This is a genomic window from Mucilaginibacter antarcticus (assembly GCF_042686155.1).
GTDB classification, from domain to species: domain Bacteria; phylum Bacteroidota; class Bacteroidia; order Sphingobacteriales; family Sphingobacteriaceae; genus Mucilaginibacter; species Mucilaginibacter antarcticus.
The window spans coordinates 126,871-146,160 of the sequence record NZ_JBHUON010000006.1; the positions used below are offsets into that span (position 1 = coordinate 126,871).

Annotated in this window: 13 protein-coding genes; 10 read left to right on the forward strand and 3 right to left on the reverse strand. The window is 43.1% G+C overall.

All coding sequences use genetic code 11. From position 1 onward, the window contains the following. Complete coding sequence (locus ACFSYC_RS07285) at positions 1-2,100, forward strand: IPT/TIG domain-containing protein (RefSeq protein ID WP_377125065.1); 2,100 nt, start codon at positions 1-3, stop codon at positions 2,098-2,100. 89 nt (positions 2,101-2,189) lie between these two features. Here the strand turns inward: ACFSYC_RS07285 and ACFSYC_RS07290 are convergent, their stop codons facing one another. Beyond that, a complete protein-coding gene (locus ACFSYC_RS07290) occupies positions 2,190-5,429 on the reverse strand; it encodes an amidohydrolase family protein (protein WP_377125067.1) in 3,240 nt (1,079 codons plus the stop codon). 107 nt (positions 5,430-5,536) lie between these two features. Here ACFSYC_RS07290 and ACFSYC_RS07295 point away from each other — a divergent pair, with 107 nt between their 5' ends. The 7 genes from ACFSYC_RS07295 to ACFSYC_RS07325 all read left to right on the forward strand — a co-directional run bounded on the left by ACFSYC_RS07295 (position 5,537) and on the right by ACFSYC_RS07325 (position 14,805). Continuing rightward, entirely contained in the window at positions 5,537-7,429 is a 1,893-nt protein-coding gene (locus ACFSYC_RS07295) for a RecQ family ATP-dependent DNA helicase (protein ID WP_377125069.1), read from the forward strand. 176 nt (positions 7,430-7,605) lie between these two features. Then, positions 7,606-8,331: a head GIN domain-containing protein gene (locus tag ACFSYC_RS07300; protein ID WP_377125071.1), complete on the forward strand. Its 726-nt coding sequence runs from the start codon at positions 7,606-7,608 to the stop codon at positions 8,329-8,331. A gap of 286 nt (positions 8,332-8,617) precedes the next feature. Next, a complete protein-coding gene (gene tig, locus ACFSYC_RS07305; RefSeq protein ID WP_377125073.1) occupies positions 8,618-9,967 on the forward strand; it encodes a trigger factor in 1,350 nt (449 codons plus the stop codon). 223 nt (positions 9,968-10,190) lie between these two features. After that, entirely contained in the window at positions 10,191-10,928 is a 738-nt protein-coding gene (locus ACFSYC_RS07310) for an ATP-dependent Clp protease proteolytic subunit (protein WP_377125075.1), read from the forward strand. A 196-nt stretch (positions 10,929-11,124) separates the two neighbouring features. Then, positions 11,125-12,363: an ATP-dependent Clp protease ATP-binding subunit ClpX gene (gene clpX / locus ACFSYC_RS07315; protein ID WP_377125077.1), complete on the forward strand. Its 1,239-nt coding sequence runs from the start codon at positions 11,125-11,127 to the stop codon at positions 12,361-12,363. A gap of 160 nt (positions 12,364-12,523) precedes the next feature. Then, a complete protein-coding gene (locus ACFSYC_RS07320; protein ID WP_377125079.1) occupies positions 12,524-13,378 on the forward strand; it encodes an AMP nucleosidase in 855 nt (284 codons plus the stop codon). Positions 13,379-13,446: 68 nt separating this feature from the next. Then, complete coding sequence (locus ACFSYC_RS07325) at positions 13,447-14,805, forward strand: cystathionine beta-synthase (RefSeq protein ID WP_377125081.1); 1,359 nt, start codon at positions 13,447-13,449, stop codon at positions 14,803-14,805. Positions 14,806-14,842: 37 nt separating this feature from the next. On the opposite strand, the gene ACFSYC_RS07330 is transcribed toward ACFSYC_RS07325, so the two are convergent. Next, positions 14,843-16,399 (reverse strand): ArnT family glycosyltransferase, encoded by a 1,557-nt coding sequence (locus ACFSYC_RS07330; RefSeq protein WP_377125083.1) that lies wholly within the window; start codon positions 16,397-16,399, stop codon positions 14,843-14,845. A 110-nt stretch (positions 16,400-16,509) separates the two neighbouring features. On the opposite strand from ACFSYC_RS07330, the gene ACFSYC_RS07335 reads away from it, so the two are divergent. Both ACFSYC_RS07335 and ACFSYC_RS07340 read left to right on the forward strand, forming a co-directional pair. Then, positions 16,510-17,070: a helix-turn-helix domain-containing protein gene (locus ACFSYC_RS07335; protein WP_377125085.1), complete on the forward strand. Its 561-nt coding sequence runs from the start codon at positions 16,510-16,512 to the stop codon at positions 17,068-17,070. Between the two features lie 78 nt (positions 17,071-17,148). Next, positions 17,149-17,883 (forward strand): MauE/DoxX family redox-associated membrane protein, encoded by a 735-nt coding sequence (locus tag ACFSYC_RS07340; RefSeq protein ID WP_377125087.1) that lies wholly within the window; start codon positions 17,149-17,151, stop codon positions 17,881-17,883. A gap of 75 nt (positions 17,884-17,958) precedes the next feature. Here ACFSYC_RS07340 and murA read toward each other — a convergent pair whose 3' ends face one another. After that, the gene (gene murA, locus ACFSYC_RS07345; RefSeq protein ID WP_377125089.1) at positions 17,959-19,266 is read right to left on the reverse strand and encodes a UDP-N-acetylglucosamine 1-carboxyvinyltransferase; all 1,308 of its coding nucleotides are present in this window, start codon (positions 19,264-19,266) and stop codon (positions 17,959-17,961) included. Positions 19,267-19,290: the final 24 nt, after the last annotated feature.

Below are 19,290 nucleotides of genomic sequence, written 5' to 3' on the forward strand. Positions count from 1 at the left end.
ATGACAACCTTTATCAAAAAATTAAAACTAATACCAGTACTAATGGCTGCGTTTTTAGTCGGGGTAACATCGTGCAAAAAAAACGAGAGCAACCCAAATCCCACAGCCGAAACGCCCGTAGCTAAAATGACAGGTAAGCTTGATGGCAAAGACCTTAATGTATCGGCAGCCAACCTTACCACAACCTATTACACCTCAAGCGGCGATGCGGTAAGCTCTTTGGAAACCTCTGCTGCGCTTGATGCTAGTGGCAGTAAGCTAAATTTTTTTATTGACGATTTGAAAAGTGGCACTATTGCTATTTCGCCCAAGTTAGGTTCATCGGCCAATCCTGGCAATCCCAACCTGAAGGTGCAGGCTACAGTTGGTACGCCGGTGCAAACCTATGTGCAGTATTACAACGGTGGCAACACGTACTACGCGCTGTCGGGCTTTGTTAAAATAGAGATCGATCAAACCAAAGGCTTAACAGTTACCTGGGAGATAAGCTTCAAAGATGCCACCGGCCGTACCTTCACTTCGACAGGTTCATTCTCCATCCCGATATATACCGTTAACCCTAAACCCAAAGCTGAGGTAAAAGACCCAACCCCCGTTGCCGCTAAGCCAACTATTGATAATATAGCACCAAGCAATGGCATAGCCGGCGATACCGTATCAATAGCCGGTACCAATTTCAGTACCGCCTTAGCAGATAATTTGGTGAAATTTAACACTGTCCAAGCTACTGTTATCAGTGCTACCGCTACAAAGTTAATGGTGATTGCGCCACAAGGTGGTACATCTGGCGATTTGACGCTGAAAGTTAAAAATAGCGAGCAAATCACCGGCCCTGCGTTTAATTATATCATCCCGGCTACGTTTACCGCTTTAACACCGGCATCAGGTGCTGTAGGCGATGTTATAACATTAACGGGTACTAATTTCAGTACAACGCTGGCCGACAATCTGGTCACCTTCAGCGGCGTTGCAGGACAAGTTAAAACAGCTACAGCGACAACAATTACTGTTGCTGTACCAGTAGGGGCAATTACAGGCGCGGTAACTGTTACTGTTAAAGGAAAACGGGCTGCTTTAGCTCAGGGCTTTACACCAACGTTTACCGTAACTACTACGCAGCCACCTGCCAACCCTACCGTAATAGTTGGCGATCCGGGTCAGGCTTATATCTTAAATGGTAGCTACTCGGCATTTGCCAAAGCCAGCGATAACGAGGGTAACTTATATGTTGTTGACGAGAATCAACAGCTTTATAAAATGTCGCCGAGCGGACAGATTTTAAAGTCGTTCACCAAAAACGATATCATCTTTAAAGCTATGAACAGCTACAAATGCATAGCTATCACAAGCAACAAAAAAGGCGCTATCCGTGCATTATTCTACTGCCCAACATTTCCGAATGGCCAGGTTGAAATGTATATGGTTGCCATCGGCATCAGTGGCACCATAAGCAAAGAGTTTATAACAACGTTTTCTGACACCAACGTAACCGGTATGGTTTGGGATAATAGCAACTATTATGTACTATCATCAAACTTTAATACTGACGATGTGGTAAAAATTGGCGGAACAGATGGTGCGGCTACTCAATATTTAAAAGGTGGTGCAAATGGTGATTTTAATGGTAACGGGGCCTATAGTATGGATTTAGATGGCAGCAATAATATGTTTGTATTAACCTATACCAAAGGGCCCAATAGCAGCAGTATACCTACAAAACATGCCATATTTAAATTTGACCCTAATAAAACTAAGTCAACTATTTTAGCGTCATATAATGACGGTTATACAAACGGGGGATTGGATACGGCGCGGTTCAGAGATATCCGCAGCCTTGTAGTGTCAAACCAGGATTTATTTGTGGGCGACAACGGAAATTTCCGCATCCGCAGAATAGCGCTGAGTACCAAATTGGTAACCACCCTAGCTGGTAACGGTAAACAATTTGAAGTTAGCAACGGCAACCAGCCTTTGTATGTTGGTGGTTTGCTTAATATAAACATGCGTGGTTCAAACGGATTGATGTTAAACACCTTTTCAAACGCGTTGTACAATTTCTCATCGGGGCAGGTCTCCTTTCAAAAGTTTGTATTGAACTAAGTGTCCTACATAACAAAGAAGGCCGCCCAGTTAACGGGCGACCTTCCTTGTTTATGATATTAGCTGCTAGCTCAAATCAGTGTGATTACTTAATCGCAATGCTCTACTGAGTACAGGTAGGTTTCCATGTTACCAACCGGAAGGGTTACGCTTTCGCCACGGTTTTGCTGCCACCAGAAACGGGCACGTGGTTTTTCGTTGTTACCAATTTCGTTCATGCTTTCAGAGTCAAACAAGCGTCCGTTAACCATTACATACTTAATGTCGTTAGTAGTACGAAAATTCATGCTCTCTAAAGGGTTTCTATTAAGTACAACCAAATCTGCCAGTTTGCCTTTTTCTAATGATCCTATCTCTTTATCCATACCAAGGTAAGTAGCGCCGTTAATTGTAGCTGCACGGATAGCCTGTAGGGGGCTCATTCCGCCTTGCTCCAGCATCCATAGCTCCCAATGTGCGCCCAGGCCCTGTAACTGTCCGTGCGCGCCTAGTTGTATTTTGGTGCCGCCGTCGGCAATAGCCTTGGCCGCTTTTGATACATCTACGTGGCCATACTCGCCATACTCGGATTTAGGTACTCTGCGCGCGCGCGCATCAACGATAGAACGTGGGGTAAAGTTTAATAAATGCTCATCTTTCCAAACGTCAGTACGCTCATACCAGTAATTTTCGCCAAACTGTGTGCCGTAGCTCACAATAAGGGTAGGGGTGTAGGCCGTTTTGCTATTGTTCCAAAGGCTAATTACATCTTTATACACCGGTGTAACCGGGATGCTGTGCTCAATACCCGTATGGCCATCTAATATCATGTTCATGTTGGTAAAGAAGGTAGAGCCGCCTTCGGGCACCACTTCCATACCCAACTGGCGGGCGGCCTCAATAATCTGTTGGCGTTGCTCACGGCGTGGCTGATTATAGCTTTTTACCGAGAATGCACCCACCGCTTTTAAGCGGCGTAAGTGTGATAGTGCGTCGTCCAGACTATTAATTACCACTTTAAAATCACCATCGGCTCCATATAAAATATTACCGGTCGAGTAAACCCTCGGTCCAACCATACGGCCGGCTTTTAGCATTTCAGACTGGCTAAACACCATCTCTGTATTGCTCGACGGATCATGAGCGGTAGTTACGCCATACGACAGGTTTGCAAAATAGCTCCAATCTTGTTGCGGCGATACACCGTCCGGGCTGGGGCGAAGGTGGGCATGCACGTCAATTATACCAGGCATTATGGTTTTGCCGTTAACGTCATAAACCTTGGCTTCGGCCGGTATCTGCACGTCAGCAACTTTGCCTATGGCAACTATCATGTTTTTTTCTACCAGGATAGTGCCTTTTTCTATCACGTCATCGCCATGCATAGTAATAATATTGGCATTGGTAAAGGCTATCATACCTTCGGGCACATCAGTCTTTAATTTTAAGCCGATCTCAATACCGGCAGTATCTGCGGTACTTGGTTTGTCAGCACCGCCTTCTATAAAGGGGATACCGTTCTTTATTTCGCGGCTGTAGTATTTGGGGCCAAGGCTCCAGTTTAACCTTTGGCTGTCTTTACTCCAGTGCAGGAAAGTGCCGGCATCTTTAGTAAGTTTAGTTAATGGAATGGATTTGTTGCCAGCCGATAGATCAAGCGCGCTACCTGTTGAAACTAGGGGAGTGATGTAGCAGTTGAAAAACTCTGTAAAAGCCATCCATTTACCATCAGGGCTTGGTTCAAATTGCGTAGCATATGTTGAGGTATACAAGGTGCGCTGATTGGCACCGCTCAAATCCATTACTTTAAAGGCTTTTTTGCCCCCGTCGCGGCTTTGATAATAAACTTTGCTGTCATCGGGCGAAAAGCGGGGATAAATACCATTGTCCAATATCAACTGCGGCGTGCCACCGGTTATCGGTATAGTGTAAATACCCGGGTTTACACCAAAAGCAAAACCCAATGCCTCATTACCTTCGCCCCGGCGATAAATGATTTTGTCGCCGCGGTTAGAGAATTTTGGGGTGTAATAATAGCCTTTATCAGCAGTTAAACGGGTTACGGCTTTGGTAGTCAGGTCAACCATGTTAATTCCGCCTTTTACGGCATCGCTCCAGGCTACGTAAACCAGGTAACGGCCATCAGGGCTAAATTGAGGGTCGTACTCAAAATCCGTTAGGGTGTCCACGCGCATAGGCACGCCAGAGGGCAGGTCTTTAATATAAACAAATCCGGCAGCGTTAAAGGCTATGCGCTTACCATTAGGTGATGTAGCAACTTGCCTTATCATTTTGGCAGTGAACTCTTCCTGGTAAACTTTTTGAGGGAAATGCACGGCTTCTGTAATACTTTGCTGAGTGCTCACTTCAAATGGGATCTGTACCGCGTTAAGGGTAGCTATGTCCAGGTTCCAGATCTTTCCTTTTGCGTAAAATACAACAGACTTGCTGTCCGGTGTCCAGTCAAAGTTTGGATAAACACCAAAAATGGCCCAGGTTTCCTGCTGATCGTGTGAAAGGTTGTCATAAGCCGGGTACTCTTCGCCGGTATCCATTTTGCGGATAAACAAAACCGATTTTAAACGTATCCTGCGCACAAAAGCCATCATCTTGCCATCTGGCGATAACTGCGGGCGACATGCGCCGCCTGTGCCACCGGTCACGGTTTCAATGTTGCCGGTTTCGCGGTTAAGGCGTTTAATGGCGTATATGCCAGCGTTGGGGTCTTTGCTATACTCAAAAGTTGGGCCTGGCGTAACATCTTCGCTCCAGTACACATATTTGCCATCCGGCGATACAGTTGGTTCGCCTGCATCTTGCTGGTCGTTTTTACGTTTGGTTAGTTGTATACCATCGCCACCGTTTTTATGGTACATCCACATCTCGCCGGCACCTAAGGAGCGCGACGCAGTAAAGTGCTTGCGGGCCACAAGGTAATTGCCATCGGGTGTCCAGGCAGCATTGTTTAACAACCTGAAGTTTTCTTTAGTAACGGAGTGGCGATTGCTGCCATCGGCGTTCATCACCCAAATGTTATCGCCACCTTCACGGTCGCTTGTAAATGATATCATTTTACCATCGGGGCTGAAGCGGGGCTGTACCTCGTACGAATGGCCTGCAGACAACACCGCGGCTTTGCCGCCGGCGATAGGCATGCCGTATATATCACCTAAAAAATCAAACACAATTGTCTTACCGTCCGGGCTAACATCAAGGTTCATCCAGGTGCCTTCGGTAGTAGCTATGGTAACGTTTTTCTTTGGTCCGGGAGGGGCCTCAACGTTCCATTTTTGTGCCTGTGCCTGGCAGGCTAATGCTACCAACGCTATACTAATCTTAAAAAACTTCATCAGTTAATCTTTTTTACAATGGCTAAGATAAAACTATTGCGGCATTTTAGTATAATTTAGCTTAAAAACGTGTTTATTTTGATAGTTTTGACATCGCCATAAAATAAATGACAATACAGGAAATTTTAAAAACCTATTGGAACCACGATGCCTTTCGCCCTATGCAGGAGGATATCATCCAATCTGTATTGTTAGGGCATGATACTTTGGCGTTGTTGCCTACGGGTGGGGGCAAGTCGGTATGTTTCCAGGTGCCGGCTTTGGCAAAAGATGGTATTTGTATTGTTATTTCCCCACTGATAGCCCTGATGAAAGATCAGGTAGAGAACCTCAAACAAAAGGGTATTGAAGCTATCGCGATAACGGCAGGAATGAGCAAGCGCGAAGTTGACATGGCGCTGGACGCCTGCATTTATAACGGGGTGAAGTTTTTGTATTTGTCGCCCGAGCGCCTATTGTCTGACCTGGTGCGCGAGCGGATCAAATACATGAAAGTTAACTTATTGGCGGTTGATGAGGCGCATTGTATATCGCAATGGGGATATGATTTCAGGCCGGCGTATCTGCACATTGCTGATCTGCGAGAACTTCATCCAAATGTGCCTGTGCTGGCGCTTACTGCAACGGCCACGGCCGAGGTTAGACAGGATATACAAGATAAGCTGCTGTTTAAAAATGCGATAGTATATCAAAAAAGCTTTGAACGTAAAAATATTAGCTATGTAACACAGCACGAAGAAAACAAGTTTCGCAAGATGTTGGACATTGCCCGTGGGGTAAAAGGCAGCGGTATAGTGTACGTACGCAGCCGGCGCGAGTGCGCCGAGGTAGCCAAATTGTTTAACGATAACGGTTTCAGTGCCGATTTTTATCATGCCGGATTATCACCCGATGAAAGGTCGAAAAAACAGGAGGCCTGGAAAAATAACAGCACCCGTATTATTGTAGCCACCAACGCCTTCGGGATGGGGATAGATAAGCCTGACGTTAGGTTTGTACTGCATAAAGATCCGCCTGATAGCCTTGAAGCGTATTACCAGGAGGCTGGACGTTGTGGGCGCGATGAGCAAAAAGCCTATGCTATTTTACTTTACAACGAAGCCGACAGGGCAAGGCAGCAAAAAATTTATGAATTGAGTTTCCCATCTGTCGATGAGATCAAATTGGTATACCACCAGTTATCAAACTATTTTTCTATCGCGTATGAGGCAGGCGAGGGGATAAGTTTTGATCTGGATTTGGGTAGCTTTTGCGCTCAATATAAGCTTGATGTTATTAAAACCCTTAACGCTCTTAAATTTTTAGAGCACGACGAATACCTGTCTTTTACAGAAAGCGTGTTTTTACCTTCGCGGTTTAGGTTTGAGGTTTTTAATGAGGAACTATATAATTTCCAGATCCAAAATGCAGGCTGGGACGCGTTTATCAAGGCTATACTCCGGTCATACGGCGGCTCTTTTGAAAACTATGTAAGTATAAAAGAGTTCGACGTAGCAAAACGTGCCAACCTGAGTGTACAACAAGTAATTGAGGGCTTAAAGCAATTAGATCAATACAATATCCTGAGCTACTTACCGCAAAACGATAAGCCCCAGGTTACGTATATAAGGCCACGTCAACATCCCGGTGATTTGCGAATTAACAAGCCGTACATCGCGCAGCGTAAAGAAAACTATTTAAGAAAGATGGAGGCCGTATTTGCTTACTGCGCCGCCAAAAAATGCCGTAGCCAGTTGTTGCTGGCCTATTTTGACGAGCCCAATGCCGACAAGTGCGGCGTGTGCGACGTTTGCCTTGACGAAAAGCGCCGGCAAAATGCCCGCGATATTAATGAGGATATTACCGGCGATATTGCCCAGCTACTCAGCATTGCGCCGCTGGAATTGGACGATCTGGTGCACGCCGTAAAGACGGGGAATGAAAAAGAACGACTGGAGGTTATCCGCCTGTTGCTCGACGCGGGAAAGATCAAATTTAACGGCGATAAATATTATTTGTAAGTTGCGGCGCTTGCAGATATAAATTCGACGTTTGCCGACCGAGCATTTTAAGGCAATGAATGTAACCTGCAATCGGTAATTTTGTCTAATAGATGATTAGAAAACTTAAGTAAGTATTTTTGATCGAATCAAACAGTAAACGCAATAAGGCGTTGGTTAACAAAACACATATTGTCATGAAAATTACACATTATAACCTGTTAGCGATTGTAGCTTCTGCCGCCACGTTAATGTTTACATCGTGCAAAATAAGCTGCGAAAAAGGCTCAGGAAATATCACGACAGATACCAGGACGGTAACTGATTTTAATAAGCTCGATGTTTCGGGCGCGTACAAGATTATCCTAAAGCAGGATAGCTCATTGACTGTGAGCGTTACCGCTGATGATAACCTGCAAAAGTTTATCAAAACCGAAGTTAGTGGCGATAAACTCCGTATAACAACCAATAAGAAAAGTATTTGTACTAGTGGCGACATAACCGTAACTATAGGTGTTAGGCACCTGGAAAAGGTGGACGCTTCGGGCGCGGTTAATGTCACTACAGACGGTAAACTGGTGGCTAAAAATTTTGATTTTGACTTATCAGGCGCTACCAATATCAATATGGATTTAGATGCTGCGGACGTGCACACCGATGGCAGTGGCGTTACCGATATAACGCTGAGGGGGCAGGCCAGCAGGCATGTTATTGCGCTAAGTGGTGGTGGTAAAATTCACGCTTTTGATTTTATAGTGGGTAGTTATGATATATCAACTTCAGGAGCGAGTGATTGTGATATTAATGTGCTGCGTGAACTTACTGTAAACAGTAGTGGCGCATCGTCTATCAATTATAAAGGCAATCCTACAACCGTTAACAACAAAAAAACAGGCGTATCATCAATTAAAAAAGTTGAATAACGGGAGTGGGGGTGTGCGACATTGCATTTTGTGGAATAAAGAGCAATGTCATTTATAATGTGCGGATTTACTTTATAGCAAGAAAAATAGACACACCGGCGCGAAAGGGTGGCCTCTAATAAGCATTACTTAACATCATGGTTTATTTTCTTGCGGCTGGTGTGTCAGTCTTGCAAACAAGCGGAGCTAATTAGAAATAAATTTGTACTTTTGCCCCCTCTAAAATAAGCCATATTTAAACGGCTTGTATTTAATAGCTTAACAAGTACATAAATATTTAATAAAGATGAATATTACCCAGGAAAAGACAGACAACCTGAATGCAACTATAAAAATTAACCTTGCCCCGGCTGATTACCAGGCACGTGTTGAAAAGGCAATTAAAGACCAGGCTAAAAAAGCAAATTTGCCGGGCTTCCGTAAAGGAATGGTACCTGCCGGACATATAAAAAAAATGTACGGTAAAAGCATTTTGGTTGACGAGGTTAACAACCTTTTGTCAGACACGCTAAACAACTACATCAACGAACAAAACTTAAGTGTTTTGGGCCAGCCATTACCGAAGGTTGATGAAAAAGTTGAGTATAACTGGGATTATAATGACGATTTTGTTTTTAACTATGAGCTTGGTTTAGCGCCCGAGTTTGCGATTGATTTTACATCAAAAGATACCATTACCCAATACATTATAAAAATTGACGAGGCAACTTTAGCCGAGCGTGTTAAAAACATCCGCAGAAGCTATGGCAAAATGACAAACCCTGACGTATCGGCAGAGGATGATGTATTATATGCGCAATTAACGCAGCTTTCGCCGGATGGTTCTGTTTTTGATGGTGGCATAAGCAATACTACATCTGTACGTTTAGAGCAAATAGCTGACGAATCAGTAAAAAAATCGTTAGTTGGTGTTAAAAAAGACGACGAGATTGTGGTTGATGTACAGAAAGCTTACAATAACGACGCGGCTAAAATTGCGGCAATATTAGGTATAGAAGAAAGCGAAGCAGCTGATTTAAAATCAAACTTCAAATTGGCTGTTAAAAACGTAAACCGTTTAGCCGAGAGCGATCTGAACCAGGAGTTCTTTGATAAATTATTTGGTGAAGGTGCTGTGACTGACGAAGCGGGTTTTAAAGCTAAAATTACCGAAGAGTTAGAGGGTATGATGCAACAAGACGCTGAGCGTAAATTGCAGAACGATATTTATAACTATGCTATCGACAAAGTTAGCTTTGAATTGCCTGACGATTTCTTGAAACGTTGGTTAAAAGCAACAAACGAAAAGCTAAGCGACGAAGAGTTAGAAGGTGGTTATGCTGATTTTGCAAAAAACCTTAAATGGACGCTGATTGAAAACAAGATCATTACCGAAAACAAGATCGAGATTAAATACGATGAGGTTTTTGCAGCGGCAAAACAAAGCTTAGATCAGCAATTTAGAATGTATAGCCCGCAGCCAATTGCCGAAGAGCAATTAGCACAATATGCGGTACAATATCTTCAAAATAAAGAGAATGCTAATAAAGTATTTGAGGAAGTAAAAGCCCTTAAAACGTTTGATTACATTAAGAGCGTAGCAACACTAGATAAAAAGGATATATTCTTTAACGATTTTAAGGAGTTGGCAAAATAGTACGCCGCTTAATATCGTTTACAGAAAGCATCCTCAAAAGGGATGCTTTTTTTGTAAGATTTAAGTGGCGCGCTAAGTACGTTAAACGTCATTAAACTTTGCAAGGAGGGTAGGCATTTATTTTACTTTAAGCAAACTTTATCATTTAAATAATATTCAACTAAAAACTATATTTATCGCGGGCTTACCCCCGCAAATCAATAATCGAAATATACTACACATTATGAACAGTAATCCAGATAGAAACGAATTCAGAAAATACGCTGTAAAGCATCACCGCATTAGCAGCACGTATGTAGATAAATTTATTGGCGGTGTAAACCGCAGCAACCTGCCAACCGGTATTGCTACCGTTCCGGGTGTTACCGGTATGACGCCTTATATCATTGAAGAGCGCCAGCTTAACATTTCGCAGTTAGACGTGTTTTCGCGCTTAATGATGGACCGTATCATTTTCCTGGGCGATGCCATTTACGATCAAAATGCCAATATTATACAGGCGCAATTGTTATTCCTGCAATCGGCGGATGCTAAACGCGATATTCAGATCTACATTAATTCTCCGGGCGGTTCTGTATATGCAGGTCTGGGTATATATGATACGATGCAGCTGATATCAAACGATGTGGCTACCATTTGTACAGGTATGGCAGCCTCGATGGGTGCAGTGTTACTATGTGCAGGTGCAGAGGGGAAACGTGCTGCTTTACCACACTCGCGTGTTATGATCCACCAGCCATCGGGTGGTGCACAAGGGCAGCAATCTGATATTGAGATTTCTTACCACGAGATCACTAAACTGAAAAAAGAGTTATACCAGATCATTGCAGATCACAGTGGTACATCTTACGAAAAAGTACACTCAGCATCAGATCGTGATTACTGGATGATTGCCGAAGAAGCAAAAGAGTTTGGTATGATTGACGAAATATTAAGAGGTAATAAAACAAAATCAAAGTAATTTGATTAGGATAGTTAGTGGTTAATTAAGTTGGTTAGCGGTTATGTACAATTGGTGACCGGTGACAGAATCAACTTAATTACCATTAGTTGAAGGAGTTGGTTTTGGACAGACCCACTGATGACTTAATCAACTATCAACACCAATTGGTTTCTAAAAACCAATTGTTTAATTTTGCGTAACAAGTTATATCACAATGAATAAAAATAGTAAAGAGATAAGGTGTTCATTTTGCGGCGCAGGCAAGCAAGATTCACTGATGCTTATAGCGGGATTGGATGCACATATTTGTGATAAATGCGTTAATCAGGCAAACGAAATATTAGCCGAGGAATTAAAGGTGCGTAAGGTGAAATCATCACCTTCGTCGCCATCTATCTTAAAACCTTACGAGATAAAGACACACTTAGATCAGTACGTTATTGGTCAGGATGATGCTAAAAAAATATTAGCGGTAGCTACATATAATCACTACAAAAGATTAAACCAGCATATTGATAAGGATGAGGTTGAGATTGAAAAATCAAACATCATTATGGTTGGCGAAACCGGTACAGGTAAGACCTTACTGGCTAAAACCCTGGCAAAAGTTTTAAACGTTCCTTTTTGTATTTGCGATGCTACTGTACTAACAGAGGCCGGATATGTAGGCGAGGATGTTGAAAGTATTTTGACCCGTTTGCTGCAATCTGCCGATTATGATGTAGCCCAGGCCGAAAAAGGCATTGTTTACATTGATGAGGTGGATAAGATAGCCCGTAAAAGCGATAATGCTTCTATCACCCGTGATGTGTCCGGCGAAGGTGTACAACAGGCTTTGTTAAAAATATTAGAAGGTACTATGGTTAACGTTCCACCACAAGGTGGCCGTAAACATCCCGATCAAAAAATGATCACTGTTAATACCAGTAACATATTATTCATCTGCGGCGGTGCTTTTGATGGTATTGAAAAGAAAATTGCTAACCGTTTACGTACTCAAACTGTTGGATATAAATTAAAAGGTAATGATGGCGAGGTTGATATGAAAAACCTCTACAAGTATATTACCCCACAGGATTTAAAATCTTTCGGTTTAATACCTGAGTTGATTGGCCGTTTGCCGGTACTTACCTACCTAAATCCACTGGATAGGGAAGCATTGCACAATATTTTGGTCGAGCCTAAAAACTCGTTATTAAAGCAATACAAAAAGTTATTTGAATACGAAGGCGTTAAGCTTGAGTTTGATAACGATGTGCTTTCATTTATTGTTGACAAAGCAATGGAGTTTAAGTTAGGTGCCCGTGGTTTACGCTCAATTTGCGAGGCGATAATGATTGATGCAATGTTTGAGTTTCCATCGAAAAAGGATGTGAAAAAACTGATCGTCAATTTAGAGTATGCCCTTGAAAAATTTGAAAAGTCTGATCTTAAAAAATTAAAAGTGGCTTAACAACAAAGTAAAGCCTTACGGCTAAATTTGTTATATTAAACTGCAGCCCTGGCCCCGCGCCGGGGTTTACTGTATAAAGGCCCCTCCCAACCCTCCCCGGTTGGGAGGGCTTAAAGTCTCCCCAACCGGGGGAGATTTAGAGGGGGCTAAATGAATAATTATGAACGAAGAATTGAACGTTAAAAAGGAAGCAGAAGGGCTTCTGAAAGTGAAAGAGGTAAATACCCCAATCAGAAAAGGTCTGAAAACAAAAGATGCTATTGTTGCAAACTGGCTGCCACGCTATACCGGCCGGCCGCTCGATCAGTTCGGCGACTACATTATACTAACCAATTTCTCCAGATACATACAGCTATTTTCTGAGTGGAACGATAACGCCCCGATAATGGGCCTTGATAAACCCATGCAAAGCGTTACTGCTAACGGTATCACGATTGTTAATTTTGGTATGGGTAGCTCGGTTGCTGCCACGGTAATGGACTTGCTTACAGCTATACACCCAAAAGCTGTTATATTTTTAGGTAAATGCGGCGGCCTTAAACGCAAAAACAATGTAGGCGATCTGATACTGCCAATTGCCGCCATAAGAGGCGAGGGTACGTCAAACGACTATTTACCACCGGAAGTACCTGCCTTGCCATCATTTGCTTTACAAAAAGCGATATCGACTACCATACGGGATTTTGCGTTGGATTACTGGACCGGTACCTGCTACACCACAAACCGCCGTGTTTGGGAGCACGACAAAAAGTTTAAAAGTTACTTGAAAGCATTACGTGCTATGGCTGTTGATATGGAGACCGCCACTATTTTTACCTGCGGCTTTGCAAACAAGATACCTACAGGTGCGTTGCTTTTAGTGTCAGACCAACCAATGATACCCGAAGGTGTAAAAACATCAGAGAGCGACTCGAAAGTAACGGGCCAATACGTTGAAACCCATCTTAAGGTGGGCATTGAATCATTAAAACAATTGATAAACGGTGGTTTGACTGTGAAGCACTTGCGTTTTTAATATTGAAGGCTGTTGTGCGTCGCGCACTGTGAATACTTATAATTAACCCTTTACTAATTACTACCACCATGTGGCATAACAACATACTCGAAACTATAGGCAACACGCCGCTGGTAAAATTAAATAAAGTGGTTAAAGACATACCAGCAACGGTATTGGCCAAAATTGAGACCACCAACCCCGGTAACTCTATTAAGGACCGTATGGCCCTTAAAATGATTGAAGATGCCGAGAAAAGCGGAAAACTTAAACCAGGTGGCACAATCATAGAAGGTACATCTGGCAATACGGGTATGGGCCTGGCGATTGCGGCGGTAATTAAGGGCTATAAATGTATTTTTACCAGTACGGATAAGCAATCCAAAGAAAAATTTGATGCTTTGCGTGCTTTTGGTGCCGAGGTTATTGTTTGCCCAACAAATGTTGATCCTGAGGATCCCCGCTCATACTATTCAGTATCGTCGCGACTCGAGCGTGAGGTGCCAAATTCATGGAAGCCTAACCAGTATGATAACTTGTCGAACATGCAGGCCCACTATGAGTCTACCGGCCCGGAGATATGGGAACAGACCGAAGGCGAGGTGACGCATGTAGTGGCCGGCGTTGGTACGGGTGGTACTATATCGGGCATAGCCAAATATTTAAAGGAGAAAAACCCTGCCATACAGATTTTGGGGATTGACACTTACGGCTCGGTATTTAAAAAGTACAAAGAGACCGGCGAGTTTGATAAAAATGAGATTTACCCATACATCACCGAAGGTATAGGCGAGGACTTTTTACCCGCCAATGTAGACTTTAACCTGATAGACTATTTCGAAAAAGTAAGCGACAAAGATGCCGCCCTGATGACCCGTGAAATTGCCCGTAAAGAAGGCATCTTCGTTGGTAATTCAACAGGTTCGGCCATTGCAGGTTTATTGCAGATGAAAGACAGGTTTAAAAAGGATGATGTGGTTGTAGTGATCTTCCCGGATCATGGTACGCGCTACCTGGGCAAGATGTATAATGACGATTGGCTGCGCGATCGTGGTTTCCTGAAAGACGGTAAACTAACTGCTAAGGACATTATCAGCAAAAAAGAAAGCCAGGAGATGGTGACCATCGATCATGAAAAAACTATATTAGAAGCTATCAATACCATTAAATCGCTAAATATATCGCAAATACCGGTTACACAAGCCGGCATGATCATAGGTAAAATTACGGAGAGCGATATTTTGAATGCGCTGTTGGAAACCCCATCGCTAAAATCTCAGCCGGTTAAAACCATCAGCACCGCACCGTTCCCATTTGTAGATATCAGCGCATCAATAGACAAAATCTCAGCCATGATCAACAATGACAACATAGCCGTATTGGTTGAGCACGATGGCGAGATAGCCATTATTACACAGTATGATATTATAAATGCAATATCGGCGTAAGGCCCGCCTTGGCATTCAGAATGCCAATCTATAACATTTACTGTACCCTCTTGCGGGCAAGCTCTGTTTTGTAGATATCCTTTAACCCAGGCTTAGGATTGGTCAATAGTAATATGGCCGTTCCTTTCTCTACCGCTAATGGATTTGTAATTTCGTCCATTTTAACACAACTATCGGCAAGGGCTTCAAAGCGTTTTATTTTATCGCCTTTATCATCGTCTATATAAATAATATAACGCGCATTAAGGCTAGGTGGAGCCCATAAAGCGAAGCTGCTATTTAACGATGCCGCCAGGGGTAAGTTATTCGGTTTCCCTAAATGATTTAGCGCACCAGCCTCTCCGTAGTTATCGGCATAAATTTGTGTGTTGCGCTGTTGTTCCGGGGTAAGGTTATTATATATACGTGTAACCTTTTCTGTCAGCTCGTCCCAACCTAACATATCGGCATAATCTTGCGTAAGGGGGTGTTGCTTTTGATCTTGCCAACGGGTAAGGAAGCTAAGGAAATGCACATTACTGTTTGCATACTTAAATACTGCCAGTGTTGGTTTTAACGGCAGTACCGGTAATACCAGTGGCAAAATAATAAGGTTAGGTATGGTAACCAATGCCAGCATAACAACACGCAAAGCGATGTTTGATTTTATCCATCGCTCAAAACCGTAGCCGCCAGCTGCAAACAGCATGGGGTAGGCGCCGAAAAGGTAATAGTTTTTGCCGTTCATCAATAACAAAAAGACAAACATCAGCACATAACCTACAGCCAGCGACTGGTACTTACGCATTTTAAAAGAAAACAACAGGAACAAAAAGCCTACCAGCCACACAATAACTGCCACACCGTGCACCATAAATTGCTGTGCTATAAACTCTACCGATGATACGTATTCAAGTTGCTGAGTACGTAATTCGGCCATGTGGGTTAGTACCGGCCAATGGTGAATAATTTGCCAGATAAAATTGGGTAACACTATTAAAAAGGCCATGCCGACAACACCCCATACGTGCCTGTTAAGTAGCAGTCGTCGTTGTTTGCTGATGGCTAATCCTAGTAGAAGCGCACCGGCAAAAAACAGCATAGTGTATTTAGTAAGTATGCCAACCCCAAGTACCAGGCCGATAAAATAAAGATATTTAATGGCTTGCGTGTTTACGTAGCGCAGTAACAACCAAACGGTTAACACCCACCAAAGTTGGTCGAACACAACGGGTTGAAAAAGATAGCCGGTGGCCATAAACGCCGGCGAAAATATCACGCCCAGGCAGGCCAGGGCTATCGCAAATTTTCGGCCGCCTAATTCGACCGTTATTTTACCCGTTAACCATATGATAAGGCCACTGCAAATGGTGGGGAATAGCCGCGCTGCAAAAACAGAACCGCCCAAAAAAGCTTTAATTAACCATGCTACTATAGCTATAAAAGGTGGTACCTCTTTGTAGCCCCAATCTAAATGGTCGGCTAAGGCCAGGTGTAAAAGCTCGTCGCGGTGAAAACCGTAGTTAGATATGGCCAACAGGTTTAATGCCACTTTAATACATACGAAGATCAGGATGAAGTTGGTATAACTTGATCTTTGGTTTTTATATGGCATGTAGTTTTTACAATCGGTTGTGATAAAGATAGTATTTTTGGGGATAAAGGTAAAAGTGGAAGGTTTTTATATGCTACCTTTTATATTTAACCTTTTACCTTTGATAGTAAATGAAGCTTTACATAAAAAATATGGTTTGCCGGCGTTGTGTTACGGCAGTGCAGCAGGTATTTGCGGATGCTGGTATAGTGCCGACGGAAATTACCCTTGGCGAAGTAGAATTGGCTACAGAATTAGCTGCCGATGAAGTTGAAGGGCTTAATACATCACTACATAAACTTGGCTTTGAGATTATTGACGACCGAAAGAGTCGAATAATTGAACACATCAAGAAGCTTATTATTAAGGTAGTACATCATAGCAAAGAACCGCTTGATATAAATCTGTCTGATTACCTGTCCAGCCAAATGAATTACGAGTATAATTACCTGAGCAACCTATTCTCTGAAGTTGAAGGGAATACGATTGAAAAATTTTTCATCAGCCAAAAAATAGAGAAGGTAAAGGAGTTGCTGATATATGACGAATTAACCCTTGGCCAAATTGCTTTTCAGTTGGGTTACAGCAGCGTAGCCTACCTATCAACCCAATTTAAAAAAGTAACCGGGCTAACACCAGGGTATTTCAAATCTATAAAACTTAATAAGCGCGCTTATATAGACGACCTGTAAATGTTATAACGAATGCTAATAATGGTGTAAAACAATAGGGCCATTGCCGGGCTACTTTTGTATGTAAATAATAAAACTATGAAACATACTTATAAAGTAACCGGGATGACGTGTACCGGTTGCCAGGCAAAAGTGCAGCAATTACTTTCGGCTGTGCCTGATGTTACCCGTGTTGATATTGACCTTGAAAACGGAGAGGCGCTTATAGAAATGAGCCGGCACATAAATACGGTCATCTTGCAGGACGCACTTAGGCAATATCCAAAATATCAACTCACCGAAAAAGTATATGAGCCAGCAATGGCACCCGCCGGTGAACCTGAGCAACGCAGCTGGCTGCAAGTATACAAGCCAATTTTATTGATATTTGGCTACGTGCTAGCTATATCAATCATTGCAGGTTTCCATGGCAGGGGCTTTCATACCATGTATGGCATGCGCGTTTTTATGGCCGGATTCTTTTTGGTATTCTCCTTTTTTAAAATGCTCGACCTGGCGGGTTTTGCCGAGAGCTACGCCATGTACCATGTTATTGCCCGCAATTTTAAGGCCTGGGGATACATATATGCAGGCATTGAACTACTGTTGGGGCTTGCTTTTGCGATAGACTTTTTGCCGTTGCTAACCAATATTGTTACCGTTATTGTAATGGCGGTAAGCATTATTGGCGTGCTGCAAAGTGTACTGAATAAGCGGGCTATCCGCTGCGCTTGTCTTGGGGCGGTATTTAACCTACCCATGAGCACCGTTACTATTATTGAAGATGGCTTGATGATAGCAATGAGTGCTGTATCAATTTTTATGTTGACGTAATTATCATTGTAAAAGCAAAAAAGGTTAAAGGCGCATTCACCTTTAACCTTTTTGCTTTTACTTTATTAATGCGCCTTATATCCGCTTAATATCAGCGCCTAAAGCCAGCAAGCGTTTGTCTATATGCTGATAGCCGCGCTCAATTTGCTCAATGTTATAGATGGTTGATTTGCCCTGAGCCGATAGCGCAGCGATCAATAATGACACACCAGCACGGATATCCGGCGAGGTCATTGAGATACCGCGTAGTTGTACTTGCTTATCCAAACCGATAACGGTAGCACGGTGCGGATCGCAAAGAATGATCTGTGCACCCATATCTAACAATTTATCTACAAAGAACAAGCGGCTTTCAAACATTTTTTGGTGAATCAGTACCGACCCTTTAGCTTGTATAGCCACTACCAATACAATGCTCAGCAAGTCGGGAGTGAAGCCCGGCCATGGCGCGTCAGCTATGGTCATGATAGAGCCGTCAATAAAAGTTTCAATCTCGTAATGATCTTGTGCCGGTATAAAGATATCGTCGCCTCTAAGCTCTAATTTGATGCCAAGGCGTTTAAATACGTCAGGTATCATACCCAACTCTTTATACATAACGTTTTTAATCGTAATCTCTGATCCCGTCATTGCCGCAAGGCCAATAAACGATCCTATCTCGATCATGTCCGGCAGCATCCGGTGCTCTGTGCCACCTAAGCGCTCAACACCCTCAATGGTTAGTAAATTTGAACCAATACCGCTAATTTTTGCGCCCATGCGGTTAAGCATTTTGCATAATTGCTGTAAGTAAGGTTCGCAAGCGGCGTTGTAAACAGTGGTAGTGCCTTTAGCCAATACAGCAGCCATCACAATGTTAGCTGTACCGGTTACCGATGCTTCATCCAGCAAAATATAAGTACCGTGCAGGTTTGAGGCATCAACATTAAAGAAACCGTCGGCCGGATTGTAGTTAAACTGCGCGCCTAATTTCTCGAATCCTAAAAAGTGGGTATCCAATCGCCTGCGGCCAATTTTGTCACCACCCGGTTTTGGGATAGATGCTTTACCAAAGCGCGCCAGTAAAGGGCCCACAATCATGATAGAACCACGCAAGCCGCCACCTTTTGCTTTAAAACCTTCCGACTGGAAAAAGTCCTGATTAATATTTTTAGCTTCAAAGGTATAGGTGTCATCGTTAATACGGTTAACAATCACCCCCATGTCGCCCAAAAGCTCAATTAGTTTATTTACGTCTTTAATATCAGGGATATTGCTGACGGTTACTTTCTCCTCGGTCAGTAATACTGCCGACAGGATCTGTAACGCTTCGTTTTTAGCGCCCTGTGGGGTTATTTCGCCTTTTAAGGGCTTACCGCCCTGTATTTCAAATGCGTTTACCATATTTTATAGTAGGTAGTTAATGGT

Excerpts from the sequence above, each read along its gene's own strand:
- ACFSYC_RS07330 (WP_377125083.1), bottom strand. The coding sequence starts at position 16,399 with ATGCCATATAAAAACCAAAGATCAAGTTATACCAACTTCATCCTGATC.
- ACFSYC_RS07295 (WP_377125069.1), top strand. The coding sequence starts at position 5,537 with ATGACAATACAGGAAATTTTAAAAACCTATTGGAACCACGATGCCTTT.
- ACFSYC_RS07335 (WP_377125085.1), top strand. The coding sequence starts at position 16,510 with ATGAAGCTTTACATAAAAAATATGGTTTGCCGGCGTTGTGTTACGGCA.
- ACFSYC_RS07340 (WP_377125087.1), top strand. The coding sequence starts at position 17,149 with ATGAAACATACTTATAAAGTAACCGGGATGACGTGTACCGGTTGCCAG.
- clpX (WP_377125077.1), top strand. The coding sequence starts at position 11,125 with ATGAATAAAAATAGTAAAGAGATAAGGTGTTCATTTTGCGGCGCAGGC.
- ACFSYC_RS07320 (WP_377125079.1), top strand. The coding sequence starts at position 12,524 with ATGAACGAAGAATTGAACGTTAAAAAGGAAGCAGAAGGGCTTCTGAAA.
- ACFSYC_RS07310 (WP_377125075.1), top strand. The coding sequence starts at position 10,191 with ATGAACAGTAATCCAGATAGAAACGAATTCAGAAAATACGCTGTAAAG.
- ACFSYC_RS07285 (WP_377125065.1), top strand. The coding sequence starts at position 1 with ATGACAACCTTTATCAAAAAATTAAAACTAATACCAGTACTAATGGCT.
- ACFSYC_RS07325 (WP_377125081.1), top strand. The coding sequence starts at position 13,447 with ATGTGGCATAACAACATACTCGAAACTATAGGCAACACGCCGCTGGTA.
- murA (WP_377125089.1), bottom strand. The coding sequence starts at position 19,266 with ATGGTAAACGCATTTGAAATACAGGGCGGTAAGCCCTTAAAAGGCGAA.
- ACFSYC_RS07300 (WP_377125071.1), top strand. The coding sequence starts at position 7,606 with ATGAAAATTACACATTATAACCTGTTAGCGATTGTAGCTTCTGCCGCC.
- tig (WP_377125073.1), top strand. The coding sequence starts at position 8,618 with ATGAATATTACCCAGGAAAAGACAGACAACCTGAATGCAACTATAAAA.
- ACFSYC_RS07290 (WP_377125067.1), bottom strand. The coding sequence starts at position 5,429 with ATGAAGTTTTTTAAGATTAGTATAGCGTTGGTAGCATTAGCCTGCCAG.